Genomic DNA, 14,102 nt, shown 5'->3' on the forward strand with positions numbered 1-14,102 from the left:
GGCTACAGCTCGTGGCCGAGGGCGGAGGCGAGCCGGACCACCAGGTCGTACGCCGCGTCCGGGATCACCGTGCCCGGCGGGAAGACCGCGGCGGCGCCGGCCTCGTGCAGGGCGGGGATGTCCTGGGGCGGGATGACCCCGCCGACCACGATCATGATGTCCTCCCGGCCCTCGGCCGCCAGCTCCTCCCGCAGCGCGGGCACCAGCGTGAGGTGCCCCGCTGCCAGCGACGAGACACCGACGATGTGCACATCGGCCTCGACCGCCTGCCGCGCCACCTCACCGGGCGTCTGGAAGAGCGGGCCGACATCCACGTCGAAGCCCAGGTCGGCGAAGGCGGTGGCGATCACCTTCTGGCCCCGGTCGTGGCCGTCCTGCCCCATCTTGGCGACGAGGATGCGCGGACGGCGCCCCTCGGCCTCCTCGAAGGAGTCCACCAGCGTGCGCGTGCGCTCCACGGAGGGCGACTCCCCTGCTTCGGTCCGGTACACACCGGAGATCGTACGGATCTGTCCCGCGTGCCGCCCGTAGACCTTCTCCAGGGCGTCGGAGATCTCGCCGACGGTCGCCATCGCCCGCGCCGCGTCGACCGCCAGCGCCAGCAGATTGCCGTCGAGGTCCGGCCCCGGGGCGCGGCCGGCGGCGTCGGTCAGTGCCCGCAGCGCTTCCTGGCAGACCGTCTCGTCGCGCTCCTCGCGCAGCCGCTTCAGCTTGGCGATCTGCTGGGTGCGCACCGAGGAGTTGTCGACCTTGAGTACGTCGATCTCCTCGTCGGTCTCCACGCGGTACTTGTTGACGCCGACGACGGGCTGGCGGCCGGAGTCGATCCGGGCCTGGGTGCGGGCCGCCGCCTCCTCCACGCGGAGTTTGGGGATGCCCGCGTCGATGGCCTGCGCCATGCCTCCGGCCGCCTCGACCTCCTCGATGTGCTGCCAGGCGCGCTGCGCCAGATCGTGGGTGAGCTTCTCGACGTAAGCGCTGCCGCCCCACGGGTCGATGACCCGGCAGGTGCCCGACTCCTGCTGGAGCAGCAACTGGGTGTTGCGGGCGATCCGGGCCGAGAAGTCGGTCGGGAGGGCCAGCGCCTCGTCGAGTGCGTTGGTGTGCAGCGACTGGGTGTGTCCCTGCGTGGCGGCCATCGCCTCGACGCAGGTGCGGGTGACGTTGTTGAAGACGTCCTGCGCGGTGAGGGACCAGCCGGATGTCTGCGAATGGGTCCGCAGCGAGAGGGACTTGGCGTTCTTCGGATCGAACTCCTTGACCAGCCTGGCCCAGAGGAGCCGGGCCGCGCGCAGCTTGGCGATCTCCATGAAGAAGTTCATGCCGATCGCCCAGAAGAAGGAGAGGCGGGGCGCGAAGGAGTCCACGTCCATCCCGGCGGCGATACCGGCCCGCAGGTACTCCACGCCGTCGGCCAGCGTATAGGCGAGCTCCAGGTCCGCCGTCGCTCCGGCTTCCTGGATGTGGTAGCCGGAGATGGAGATGGAGTTGTAGCGCGGCATCTTCTGCGAGGTGTAGGCGAAGATGTCCGAGATGATCCGCATGGAGGGCTTCGGCGGATAGATGTAGGTGTTGCGGACCATGAACTCTTTGAGGATGTCGTTCTGGATGGTCCCCGCGAGCTTCTCCGGCGGTACGCCCTGCTCCTCGGCGGCGACGATGTACAGCGCCAGCACGGGGAGCACCGCCCCGTTCATCGTCATCGAGACCGACATGCGGTCCAGCGGAATGCCGTCGAAGAGCTGGCGCATGTCGTAGATCGAGTCGATGGCCACGCCCGCCATGCCGACGTCGCCGGTGACGCGGGGGTGATCGCTGTCGTACCCGCGGTGGGTCGGCAGGTCGAAGGCGACCGACAGGCCCTTCTGACCGGCCGCCAGATTGCGGCGGTAGAAGGCGTTCGACTCCTCGGCGGTGGAGAATCCGGCGTACTGCCGGATGGTCCAGGGCTGGTTGACGTACATCGTCGGGTACGGGCCGCGGAGATACGGCGCGATCCCCGGGTAGGTGCCGAGGAAGTCGAGCCCCTCGGTGTCCTGTCCGGTGTAGAGGGGCTTGACGGGAATGCCCTCGGGGGTCTGCCAGACCAGCTCGTCGACGCTGTGGCCGGTGGCCTCCTTCACGGCGGCCCGCCACTGCTCGTCGGTGGCCGCGCCGGGGGAACCCGACCCCAGGTCGGTCTCGGTGAAGTCCGGGATCTGCATTACGCCACTCCCATACGGTCGAGGACGGAGGTCAGCACGGCCACCACGTCTTCCCCGGCGAAGACGAAACCGTCGACCCCGGATTCCAGATACGCGTCCCGGCGGTCGCCGGGGCGGCCGGCAAGGAACACCTGCCGCGCTCCGGCGGCCTTCAGCGCGGTGGCGGTGTCCGCCGCCTGTTCGGCGTAGACGGCGTCGCTGGAACAGATACAGGCCAGGGTGGTATCCGATGCGGCGAAGGCCGCTGCGGCCGTGCCGGGGGCGCCCGGCACCGGCCCGTGGACCGGTTCGATGCCGCCCGCCTGGAAGAGGTTGGAGGCGAAGGTGGCCCGTGCGGTGTGCGCGGCAGCGGGGCCCAGCGAGGCGAGGAACACCCGCGGCCGGGCGCCGGTCGCCGCCAGATGGGCGTCCGAGCGGGCCCGCAGCGCTTCGAAGGCGTCGTCGCGGTGGACCACCGGAAGGCCGCCACCGGCGGCGGCGGGCGCCGGGTCCCGGACGACGGCACGTTCGACGAGCTGGGGGAACTCGCTGACCCCGGTGACCGGTTCGCTCCGGCCGGCCAGCTTCTCGCTGCGCCGCTCCCAGGTCTCCGCCAGCCGTCCCGCGATCAGCCCCGACCGCAGCGCCTCTTCCTGGCCGCCGGCCCGTTCGATCTCCTGGAACCACTGCCAGGCCGCCTGCGCGAGCTCGTCGGTGAGCTGCTCCACGTACCAGGAGCCGCCTGCCGGGTCGATCACCCGCGCCAGATGGGACTCCTCCACCAGGATGGTCGACGTGTTCCGGGCGATGCGCCGGGCGAAGTCGTCCGGCAGCCCGAGGGTGTGGTCGAAGGGCAGTACGGTCACCGCGTCCGCACCGCCGGTCCCGGCGGCCAGACAGGCCACCGTCGTACGGAGCATGTTCACCCACGGGTCGCGGCGCGCCATCATCACCGGCGAGGTCACCGCGTGCTGGCGCATCGCCCCGGCCGCCGGGGCGCCGCACGCCTCGGCCACCCGGGCCCAGACACGGCGCGCCGCGCGCAGCTTCGCGATCGTCAGAAACTGGTCGGCGGTGGCCGCGTAGCGGAATTCCAGCTGTCCGCAGGCCGCCGCGACATCGAGCCCGGAGGCGGTCAGTGCGCGGAGATACGCCACCGCGGTGGCGAGCGAACAGCCCAGCTCCTGCGCGGCCGACCCGCCCGCCTCGTGGTAGGGCAGCGCGTCCACGACCAGCGCCCGGACCTGCGGGTACCGCTGGTGACACAGGTGCGCCAGGGCCGCGGCCTGCGCGGTGTGCTCCGCCACGCCGTCGTGCGCGCCGGTACGGGCCGTGTGGCCGAGCGGATCGGCGCCCAGCGTGCCGAGCGCGGCGCCGGGAGCGACTCCGCGCTCGTCGAAGAGCCGGAGCAACTCCCGCGCGGCACTCTCGGATTCGGCGCCCGCGTCGAGGACGACCGGTGCCAGGTCGAGATGGACACCTTCGAGAGCCGCGCCGATCCCGGACACCGGGACACCCGCGTCGCCCACGGTGAGCCATACGGACGAGACGCCGTTCTCCAGGTCGGCGATTACCGCCGCATTGGTGCGCGCCGGGTCGGGCCGGCTGTGCCGCTGGCGTACGTCCCAGCCACCGGCCACCCGGCCGGCCGGGGCGCTGCCACGGGTGAACGGGGCGAACCCGGGGAGCCCTGCGGGCCCCGCGGGCGCCGGCGGTACGCCGCCGCTGTCCGGTGCGGTGTAGAGCGGCCGGACGACCAGGCCGTCGTCCAGTTCGGTGGAGAGCGCTGCTTCCGCCGCCGTACCCGCGACATCCTTACCCGATTTGCGCAGCACGCCTTCCACAAGGCTCTGCCACTGCTCATGGGTCGCATGCGGGAATCCGGCGGCCAGGGGGAACCCGTTGTCGGGCAGGACCGTCATGCTCAGATGCTAGGCGAGGGGGACAGGTGTGCACTTGAGAGAACCACTGTGACCTTGGACTCTCTCGTTCGTGCGGGAGCCCGGCACGGCCTGCCGTACCGGGCTCCCGGTCCGGGCCGGCGGCCCGGAGATGTACTGGTTCTGCTGTTTCGCTCCCGCTTGCGGCTACTTCACCCCCACGGCCCGGATGATCTCCTGCTTCACCGAGCCGCCCCGGTCGTCGGTGGCGGAGGCGCGCAGCGAGATGTACCCGGCGTCCTTGGGGACCCGCAGCGAGCCCTTCCAGCCGGCGGACTGGCCGTGGACCGCGCTGAGCCCGACGGAGTTCCAGGTCTTGCCGTCGTCGTACGAGACCTCCAGCGTCCCGGACTTGATCTTTCCGGTGCCCGCCGCGCCCTTGACGTACTCGGCGGCGATGGCGACGGGCAGGGTGCGCCCGGCCCGGACGTCACCGGCGTGGTCGGTGTCCACGTCGAAGCCCAGGTTGAGCAGCGGCAGATAGGTGTAGCGGTCCGCCGGGGTCTGCGCCGACCGGAAGGTCCACTCGGAGTGGCCCTTCGTGGAGAGCACCCAGGTGCCCGGGTCGCGTGTGGTGTCGGTGACCACCTTGTACGTGGTCTCGGCCGGGTCGGCGTCCCAGGCGTACGCGCCCGAGCTGGTCGCGTGGTCGACCTGGACGCCGTTCGCGTACACATCGGTGGTCTGGGTCATGGAGTCGTCGCCCCACACGTCACCGAAGCCGGTGTGGTCGGGGCCGGAGTCGCCCCAGCCCGGGGTGTTGAACTGGAGGTCGTTGCCGGACCGCTGCTGGCCCCAGCCCAGTCCGGTGCCCAGCCAGGGGTGCAGCACGGGCTTGAACCAGTCGAGCGCGCTGCGGCTGCCGCCCTTGTAGGCGACGAGGCCGCTCCGCTCCTCCAGCGACAGGGTGGGACCGGCGGTGACGGACTGCATCCAGGTCTGGCCCTTGCCGGTGCTGACGTAGTCGGTACGCCCGGCCGGGTAGTGGGTCCTCTCCGCGAATCCGAAGCCGACCGGGAAGGTGCCGGTGATCGAGTAGCGGAACTCACCGCCGTCGACGGGCTTGGGGGCGTAGAACGTGGTGTCCAGGGTGGCGAGATCCTTCGTGCCCGGCTTGTACGTCAGGTCCTTCGGGACCGCGCCCGGGTGGCCGTCGGAGAGGTCGTAGACGTACGGCGTGTAACGGGTGCCGGTGAGCTCCACCGTGCCGTGGCGGCGCGCGGTGGCGGCCAGCAGGGCGCCGTCCGCGGCGTTCACGGATGCCACCTGCAGCGGGATGTCCGATCCGTCGTCCGCGCCGAACCAGGTACTGAGCTTTCCGGGCGTGTCGTCGGTGACGAGGAGCGAGACCGCTCCTGCCTGCTGCGCGGCTGCGGCGAGCTGCTGCGGGGTGACACCGGCCGTGGCGCGGACCAGGACGGCCTTGCCTCGTACGTTCTTGCCCTCGAAGTCGGCGGCGGTGCCGTTCCCGAGGTCGGCGACGGCGGCCTTGTGGCGGCCTTCCAGCAGGGTGGAACCGCCCTGTACGACGGTTGCGCCGAGGCGCTTGCCGCCCGCGACCGCTTCGAGCAGGGGCTTGCCGAGGCGCCAGACCGTCCGGTACTCGAAGGTCCCGTCGGTGACCTTCCTGGTGGGCGCGGCGAAGATGCTGTCGTAGGTGACCGGTACCTGCACCGCGCCGCCGAAGTCGGCGCCGCCGGCCTTGCGGTCGAATTCCATCAGCAGCTGACGGGTCTCCGTGCGCCGCGGCACCTGGGCCTTGATCTGGTGCAACTGCCTTCCGTCCAGGGTGATCTCACGGTCCTGGTCCATGGCGATCTGCGGGTCGGTGAGGAAGCCGAGGCCGAGCGAGTCCTTCCCCCCGGCGCCGCGTACGTCCAGGAAGGACGCCACCGAGTAGGTGCCGGGCTTCAGCCGGAGGGTGAGCGTGCCGGTTTCGCCGACGGCCGCGCTGTACGCCTCGGTCCCCGCGGCCAGTTCCTGCACGGCGAGGTCGGCGGCGGCCGGTGCGCCGTCCCGGTCCTTCACATGGACGGTGAGGGTGTACCGCTCCTCCTCCTTGACCAGGCCGAAGGCGGTGTGCGCGACGATCTTGCCGCCGGTACTCGCGGTGATCTGCCCGGAGGTGTTGCCGACGGGGGCCTTGGCGCCGTCACCGGTGACGGTGGTCTGCGCGGTGGAGTGCGCGGGCACGGTGAGGCTCGTGTCGGCGAGCTCGACCACGCCGTCGGCTGCCCCGTCGGCGGCGAGCGCCAGAGTCACCGGGGTGTCCGATGAGTTGGCGTAGGTCACCGTGCGGGTGACCGGCTTGTCGTCCTCGTACGGCCAGGAGTAGAAGCCGAGGTCGGCGCTGCCGGTGGCGGTGATGCTCGCGGTGGTGGCCGCGGGGACGTCGACCCGGCCGGCGCCCAGCGTGTACACCGGGTCCGGCAGCGTCCTGGACGTCGACATCAGCGCGTCCTTCAGCTGCTGTCCGGTCCAGTCGGGGTGCTTCTGGGCGAGCAGCGCCGCGACGCCCGCGACATGCGGGGTGGCCATCGAGGTCCCGCTCATGGTCTGGTACGAGCCGCTGCCCTCGGCGTACTGCGAGCGGGCGGCGAGGATGTCCACGCCGGGCGCCGACAGGTCGGGCTTGAGCGCGTTGTCGCCGAGCCGCGGGCCCTGGCTGGTGAAGTAGGCGGGCTGGTCGGCGGAGTCGACCGCCCCGATGGTGAGCGCCGAGTCGGCCGCGCCGGGCGAGCCGATGGAGGTGGGGGACCCGGTGTTGCCCGCGGCGACCACGAACAGCGCCCCGGTCTCCTTGGAGAGGGTGTTGACGGCCGCGGCCATGGGATCGGTGCCGTCGCTGGCCTCCTGGGAGCCCAGGCTCATGCTGATGATCTTGGCGTGGATGTCCTTGGCGGCCCATTCCATGCCCGCGATGATCTCGGAGTCGGTGCCGGAGCCCTCGTCCGACAGCACCTTGCCGACGGCCAGGTCGGCGTCCGGAGCGACGCCCTTCTCCTTGCCGTCGGAGGCCGCACCGCTGCCGCCCACGGTCGATGTGGTGTGGGTGCCGTGGCCGTTGCGGTCGGTGGTCTCCTCACCTGCGATGAAGGACTTGGACGCGCTGATCCGGCCCTTCAGGTCGGGGTGGTCGGAGTCCACACCGGTATCCAGTATGGCGACCTTGACGCCCTTGCCGGTGAGTCCGGCCTGCCAGGCCTCGGGGGTCCCGATCTGGGCGTTGCTCTCCGCCATGTCGGCCTTGACCCGGCCGTCGAGCCAGACCTTACTGACGCCGCCGGCGAAGGAACCGGCCTGCCGGGTACGGGAGTCGGTGAGCGACTTCCAGAAGGCGCCGGATGCGGCGGCCCGCACGGCGGCGCCGCCCACGCTCGGCAGGGAACGCACCGTCGTGGCACCACGCGGTGCGGCGCTGCGGACACCCTTGCCGTACGTGACGATCAGCGGGACTCCGCCGGCCTTGTCCGTGCCGAGGCCCTGCTCGACGAGACCGGTGACGTCGAAGAGCCGCTTGTCGAGGACGCCCGAGCGCAGATAGGGCAGGGCCTCGTCGGGCACCACGCTGACCCGGCCGTCGGACGTCTGGCTGCGGACTGCTCCCGTCGCGCCCCTGGGCCGCTGCACGGAGACCGTACTGCGGCCGCCGCCGAGGTCGGTGACGGACACCCGGTCGCCGGTGATCAGGGTGACGGTGTGCGCCGCGTGTGCGGTGGCGGACGAAGCGGTGCGGGACGGAGCGGGGGTACCGCCCGCTCCTGTCGCCGCGAGCGCCTGTCCTGCCGGGAGCAGTACGAGTGCCAGTCCGGCGGAGAGCCATCTGGCTCTGCGCCACGCAGGTGCTCTGGTCATGGTGCCCCTCTCTCCGGTGGCCCGGGCTGAAGGGGGTGGTCCCGGGCACTGCGAAGAGTCTCGGGGCGCTCGCGGCGGCCGTGTGGTGAATGCGCTGGCGGATAGGCGCCATGGCGGCTAACTGCCAGGGGGAGACGTGCGGGCAGGTCAGGGGCCGGGCGGCGGACCGAACGCGCCGTGGCGCCCCGCTCCCGCGGCGAACTCGTCCGCCCCGCGCTGCGCCTGTGCGAGCGAGACCCGGCCGTGCCGCAGTTCACCCGCGAGCGCGTCGGCCTCGGACAGGCCGCTCTGCTCCAGCAGCGCGAGCCGGTCCTGCCGCAGGCAGGTCTGCGGGAACGCGGCGATGGAGGCGGCGAGTTCCTCTGCGGCCTCCCGCGCGGTACCGGTGGGGACGACGCGGTTGGCCAGTCCGATGGCGTGCGCTTCGGCGGCACCGACCGGACGGCCCGTCAGTACGAGGTCCATCGCCCGGCTCTCACCGATGAGGCGGGGCAGCCGCACGGTGCCGCCGTCGATGAGCGGGACGCCCCAGCGGCGGCAGAAGACCCCGAACACGGCGTCCTCCTCGGCCACCCGCAGATCGCACCAGAGGGCCAGTTCGAGCCCGCCGGCCACCGCGTGGCCGGAGACGGCCGCGATCACCGGCTTGCTCAGCCGCATCCGGGTCGGCCCCATCGGGCCGTCCCCGCCGCCGGTCGCGGCGACGGTGTTGCCGCGCGGGGTGCCGATGGCTTTCAGGTCGGCCCCCGCACAGAAGGTGCCTCCCTCGCCCCAGAGCACGGCCACCGAGGCACCGGGGTCGGCGTCGAACGCGCGGAAGGCGTCGGCCAGCGCGAGAGCCGTGGGGCCGTCCACCGCGTTCCGCGCCCCGGGGCGTGCGAGCACCACGGTGGTGACAGCGCCGTTGCGTTCACTGCGTACGGACATCCGGGCCACGCTCCTCTTCTTCCGGCCAGGTCCGGCCGGGTTCCGTCCGGGCGAGCAGCTCTAGCACGCGGTCCGGCAGCCCCACAAGCACGGCGGTGCCGTCCCGGGCGGTCGTGCAGACCCCTTGGCCAGGGGCGCCGGCTGCCGGAGACTGAGGCGATGACTCAGCGCGTGGAACTCGCTACCGTGATGGACCGGCTGGACATCGACGATCTGATCACCGGCTACGCGGTGGCCGTGGACGACGGCGACTGGGACGGCTACCGGGCCCTGTTCGCACCGGACGGCCGGGCCGACTACCGCGCGGCGGGCGGAGTGGAGGGTCCGGCGGCGGAGATCGCGGGCTGGCTCGCCGGTACGATGCGGCTCTTTCCGGTGCGCCAGCACCTGATCGTCAACCGGCGGCTGCGGTTCCAGGACCTGGGCGGCTACCCGGGAGACCGGGCGGAGCTGCAGGCCGACTACCTCAACCCCATGCTGCTGAGATCCGGGCCGACGGGCACCGGCGCCGGGACGGGTACGGACGCCCCCGGTTCCGGAGCCACCGCCGGCCCGGCCGCACCGGACTTCGTCTCCGGCGGCCGCTACGTCTTCACGCTGGTGAGGACGGAGGAGGGATGGCGGCTGCGCGGGGTCGTGGTGCGGGAGAAGTGGCGGCGCGTTCCCGGGGCGCGGGACGGGATCTGACACGCCGTGCGCGTACGGGCGCACTGTCGGTGAGGGTCCCGCTCCCCCACACTGTGTGAAGCGACAACCCGGGCGGAGACCGTTCGCACGTGGCTGCTCACGGGGCGGGAGCGAGGAGGCGCTGGATGCAGATTCCGCTGGAGCGGCTGCGAGGGGCCGTCCGCTCGCCCTGGTGGCGCGGCGCCGCGGCGCTGCTGGCCGGGGCGCTGCCGGCGCTCGCCTTCCCGGCACCGTCCCTCTGGTGGTTCGCCTATGTGGCCCTGGTGCCCTGGATGCTGCTGGCGCGCGGGGCGCCGACGGGGCGTCGGGCGGCGCTGGACGGCTGGCTCGGCGGTACCGGGTTCATGGTCTCCGTGCACCACTGGCTGATTCCCAGCCTGAATGTCTTCATCGTGATCCTGGCCGCGCTGCTCGGGCTGCTCTGGGCCCCCTGGGGGTGGCTGGTCCGGTGGATGCTGGGCGGCGCGGCGAGCGCCGCGCGGGTTGCGGCCGCCCTGGTCGTGGTGCCCTCCGGATGGCTGATGGTCGAGCTGGTCAGGTCCTGGCAGGGGCTCGGCGGGCCCTGGGGACTGCTCGGCTCCAGCCAGTGGCAGGTCGCCCCGGCCCTCCGGCTGGCGTCGGTCGGCGGGGTCTGGCTGGTGAGCCTCTTCGTGGTGGCACTCAACACCGGCGCCGTGGCGCTGCTGGTGGTCGAGTCGGCCCGTACGACAGGGGTGGCCGGAGTACTGGCCTGCGCCGTTCTCACCGGGGCCGTCTGGGTGTGGGCGCCGCGCCCCGGGACGGCCGGAGGGACCAGGGTCGCGGTCGTCCAGCCGGGGATCATCCGGGGCATCAACGCCCGGTTCGCCCGCAGCGAGGCCCTGACCCGCCGGCTGGCCGGCAGCCATGTCGACCTGGTGGTGTGGGGCGAGAGCAGTGTGGGCCAGGATCTGGCGGCCCGTCCGGATCTGACGGCCCGGATCGCCCGGCTGTCCCGGGAGACAGGCGCGGACATCCTGGTCAATGTGGATGCCAGGCGATCCGACGCACCGGGGATCTACAAGAGTTCCGTGCTCGTCGGGCCTGCCGGGCTGACCGGTGACCGTTACGACAAGATGCGGCTGGTCCCGTTCGGTGAGTACATCCCGGCGCGTTCCCTGCTCGGCTGGGCCACATCGGTGGGCCGGGCAGCGGGCGAGGACCGCAGGCACGGCACGCGCCAGGTCGTCATGAAGCTGCCGGGCGGACTCCGGGTGGGGCCGCTGATCTGCTTCGAGACGGCCTTCCCTGACATGAGCAGGCAGTTGGCCAGGGACGGTTCACAGCTCCTCGTCGCGCAGTCGTCGACCTCGTCGTTCCAGCACAGCTGGGCGCCCGGGCAGCACGCGTCACTGGCCGCGCTGCGGGCGGCCGAGACCGGCCGCCCGATGGTGCACGCCACGCTCACCGGGGTGAGCGCCGTGTACGGCCCCGGAGGCGAGCGCGTCGGCCCCCAGCTGGGTACGGGCCTCATCGCGTCGCAGGTGTACGACATCCCGCTGGCCCACGGCACGACGCTCTACGTCAGATTCGGCGACTGGCCGGTGCAGGGTGCGCTCGGGGTGCTCGCCGTGCTGTGCGCGGTCGAGGGGGTGCGATCGGTCAGACGGCCTGCTCCTGAGCCCGCAGGACCACACGCTCGCAGAGCTCATGGGTCAGCAGGGCGTCCCTGGCGCTGAGCAGCCTGCCCGCCGACACGGCTTCGAGGAAGGTCAGTACGGACTGCTCGATCCCGCGCTGGCGGGCCACCGGCACCCAGTCGCCGCGGCGGCGGACCGTCGGCTGCCCCTTGTGGTCGACGACCTCCGCGAGATTGAGGACCTGCCGCTTGGTGCCGCCGCCCGAGACTTCGAGAATCTCCTCGGTTGAGCCGCTCACCCGGTTCATCGAGCCGATCGCGGAGAAGCCGTCACCGGAGAGGTGCAGCACCACATGGTGCATCAACCCCGCACGGATCCGGGCCCGCACGTCGACCTGCTCGACCGGGCCCGGCGCCAGGAACCGCAGGGTGTCGACGACGTGGATGAAGTCGTCGAGCACCAGGGTGCGCGGGTCCTCCGCGAGATCCGTCCGGTTCTTCTGCATCAGGATCAAGTCGCGTGGGTGGTCGGCGCACTGGGCGTAGCCGGGTGCCAGCCGCCGGTTGAAGCCGACGGCGAGACTCACCCCGCGGTCCTCTGCGAGAGCCACCAGCCGCTCGGAGTCGGCGAGCTCGTAGGCGAGGGGCTTGTCGACGTAGACCGGCACGCCCGCCTGGAGCAGCCGGGTGACGATCTCGGGGTGCACACCGGTCGGGGCGTGGACGAACGCGGCGTCGAGCCCCTGCCCGAGCAGCGAGTCCAGATCGGGATGGCACCGGTCCGCCGGGATACGGAACGCGTCAGCGGTGCGGGTGAGAGTGGCCGGGGTCCGGGTCTGGAGATGCAGTTCGATCCCGGGCAGGGTCGTCAGTACCGGCAGATATGCCTTCTGCGCGATGTCCCCGAGCCCGATGCAGCCGACCTTCACAGGGATCTCTCTCTTCCGTACGCCGGTGTGCCGATCTGTCCGCCGGACTCATGACCGGCCCGGTGACCAGCGCCCGGCCTGTCGTGTCCTGGTCCCGCGCTGGGCAGCATACGTGCGCCACGGCGGCGGCGGGCCCCCGAGCAGCGCGGAACAGAGCCTCGCTGTCGGGGAGACGCACCGCGGGGCTCCGGTCCTGCACTCCCCCGGCGCCCCACGTCCGCCGCACGGATATCGCGTGGCGGGGTCACCGGCCGGTGGGTGATGATGCTCCGCATGACAACACCGGAACGCCATGAGCCGTCGCTCACCGCCGGCGAACGCGCCATGCTCGAAGGGTGGCTGGACTACCACCGCGCCACCCTGGCCCTCAAGTGCGCGGGCCTGAACGACGAACAGCTGCGCGAAACACCCATTCCGCCTTCGGAGTTGTCGCTGCTCGGGCTCGTCAGGCATCTGGTCGAGGTGGAGCGGGGCTGGTTCCGCGAGGTGCTGGCGGGCGAGGACACCCCGCCGCTGTACTTCAGCGAGGAGGATCCGGACGGGGACTTCCATGTCACCGATGCGGACACCTGGGAGGAGGCGAACACCACCTGGCAGCGGGAGATCGCCTACGCCCGTGAGCTGGCGGCCGGGTACGCGCTGGACGACCTCTCCAAGGGGCGCAGCCGCCGGGGCGAACAGTTCAGTGTGCGGTGGATCTACACCCACATGATCGAGGAGTACGCCCGCCACAACGGCCACGCGGATCTGATCCGGGAGCGGATCGACGGCGTCACCGGCGAGTAGCCCCACTCACCCGTGCGGGGCCTGTCCGTGCTTCTGCCACCCGGAACGGGCTGTGCGGCAGCAGAGTTGGGCGGGTGCACCGAACGAAGATCATTGCTCTAGCCCTGCTGGGGGTGGCCGTCTCGGCCGCTTCCGGCTGTGTGGCCGTCCCGCCGGCGGCGGAATCCCCGTCCGGGCCGGTACGGACACCCGCCCACCACGCGCGGGGCGCCGGCCCCCAGATCGCGCAGGGCCCCCCGGTCGAAGCGCTGGAGACGGTGGGTCCCGGACCGGGGACGGCCCGCCGGGGCGCCGCCCCGCCCGCGGGGCACCCCACCGGCGGCGCTCCGGAGTCCGGTGCGGGTACGGCTTCCGCCCGGACCGGCGTCGTGGTCCGGCCCGCCCGCCCCCGCGCGGCCCCGCGGATCGCGCGCCCCGCACAGCCGGCCCCACGGCACCGTCGCGGACACGCGGCCCACCCCTCCGGCGCCACGGCGGATGTCTGCGCGCTCGGCGAAGGCTACGGAGGCTGGCGGCCGGACAGCCCCCAGGCACGGATCTGCCACCAGACCTACGGGCGGTGACACCGGCGCCGGTGCCGGTACGAGCCGGGCAGGCCCCCCACGCGGAGCGCGGACGGTGGCCGGAGGCCGTGACGAGCGGGCTGCGGCAAGGCCGCTACCCCTCGTCCAGCCTCCACTCCAGGCGGTCGATCGCCGCCCGCACGCCGTCCCCGTAGCCATCGTCCGCGAGCGCACCCGTCGCGGACCGCGCACGGCCCAGGTGCAGGCGCGCGGCCTCCCTGCGCCTCAGCTTCAGGTAGTCCGCCGCGAGGTTGAGGTGCAGGGAGGGATAGAAGCCGCGGACCGCGACCGTGGCGTCATGGCGGCCGGCTCGCGCGTCGTCCAGGCTCTCGGCCGCGGCCAGTGCCCGCAGGTCCCAGAGCAGCTCGTCCTCGGGGTCGTCCTGGGTGTCTGCCATGTAGTGCGCGAGGGTGCAGCGGTGCAGGGCGTCGCCTGCCGCGCCGATCTCCTCCCACAGCCCGGCGAACCGGTTCCGGGCCTCTTCCCGGTCCCCTCCGTGCAGCAGCATGATCACCTGACCGATCCTGCCCATGACGGCGTCCCCCGACATCTCCTGCTGCGACTCCTTCACCACTGCCTCCTGTACCCGTGCGCACGCCCGCGAGCGGTCTCCCCGGCGTACCGCCGACGCTAGG

The 14,102-nt window shown here is 72.3% G+C and carries 10 protein-coding genes; 4 read left to right on the top strand and 6 right to left on the bottom strand.

The window, feature by feature from the left end; translation table 11 throughout:
• Positions 1 to 2: 2 nt before the first annotated feature.
• From scpA to OG917_RS04735, 4 genes are all read right to left on the bottom strand, one after another.
• A complete protein-coding gene (gene scpA / locus OG917_RS04720) occupies positions 3 to 2,204 on the bottom strand; it encodes a methylmalonyl-CoA mutase (protein WP_328316258.1) in 2,202 nt (733 codons plus the stop codon).
• Positions 2,204 to 4,105, bottom strand: coding sequence for a methylmalonyl-CoA mutase family protein (locus tag OG917_RS04725; protein WP_328316259.1), 1,902 nt, complete (start codon positions 4,103 to 4,105; stop codon positions 2,204 to 2,206). Before OG917_RS04725 ends, scpA begins: the two co-directional genes overlap by 1 nt.
• Before the next feature lie 165 nt (positions 4,106 to 4,270).
• Positions 4,271 to 7,978, bottom strand: a complete 3,708-nt coding sequence (locus OG917_RS04730; protein ID WP_328316260.1) for a S8 family serine peptidase — start codon at positions 7,976 to 7,978, stop codon at positions 4,271 to 4,273.
• A gap of 147 nt (positions 7,979 to 8,125) precedes the next feature.
• Positions 8,126 to 8,905: a crotonase/enoyl-CoA hydratase family protein gene (locus OG917_RS04735; RefSeq protein ID WP_328316261.1), complete on the bottom strand. Its 780-nt coding sequence runs from the start codon at positions 8,903 to 8,905 to the stop codon at positions 8,126 to 8,128.
• Positions 8,906 to 9,064: 159 nt separating this feature from the next.
• Between OG917_RS04735 and OG917_RS04740 the strand changes: the two genes are divergently transcribed.
• Entirely contained in the window at positions 9,065 to 9,592 is a 528-nt protein-coding gene (locus OG917_RS04740; RefSeq protein WP_328316262.1) for a nuclear transport factor 2 family protein, read from the top strand.
• Positions 9,593 to 9,717: 125 nt separating this feature from the next.
• A complete protein-coding gene (gene lnt / locus OG917_RS04745) occupies positions 9,718 to 11,289 on the top strand; it encodes an apolipoprotein N-acyltransferase (protein WP_328316263.1) in 1,572 nt (523 codons plus the stop codon).
• Here the strand turns inward: lnt and OG917_RS04750 are convergent.
• Positions 11,213 to 12,118 carry a Gfo/Idh/MocA family protein gene (locus OG917_RS04750; RefSeq protein ID WP_328316264.1) on the bottom strand — a complete coding sequence of 302 codons (906 nt, stop codon included), beginning with the start codon at positions 12,116 to 12,118 and terminating at the stop codon, positions 11,213 to 11,215. The two genes, lnt and OG917_RS04750, sit on opposite strands and share 77 nt — an antisense overlap.
• Positions 12,119 to 12,391: 273 nt before the next feature.
• Between OG917_RS04750 and OG917_RS04755 the strand changes: the two genes are divergently transcribed.
• Positions 12,392 to 12,904, top strand: coding sequence for a DinB family protein (locus OG917_RS04755; protein ID WP_328316265.1), 513 nt, complete (start codon positions 12,392 to 12,394; stop codon positions 12,902 to 12,904).
• Between the two features lie 74 nt (positions 12,905 to 12,978).
• The gene (locus OG917_RS04760) at positions 12,979 to 13,467 is read left to right on the top strand and encodes a hypothetical protein (RefSeq protein WP_328316266.1); all 489 of its coding nucleotides are present in this window, start codon (positions 12,979 to 12,981) and stop codon (positions 13,465 to 13,467) included.
• Positions 13,468 to 13,561: 94 nt separating this feature from the next.
• Here OG917_RS04760 and OG917_RS04765 read toward each other — a convergent pair whose 3' ends face one another.
• Positions 13,562 to 14,017, bottom strand: coding sequence for a hypothetical protein (locus OG917_RS04765; protein ID WP_328321658.1), 456 nt, complete (start codon positions 14,015 to 14,017; stop codon positions 13,562 to 13,564).
• Positions 14,018 to 14,102 lie beyond the last annotated feature (85 nt).

The organism is Streptomyces sp. NBC_00388 (assembly GCF_036061255.1).
In the GTDB taxonomy this organism is placed as follows: Bacteria; Actinomycetota; Actinomycetes; order Streptomycetales; family Streptomycetaceae; genus Streptomyces.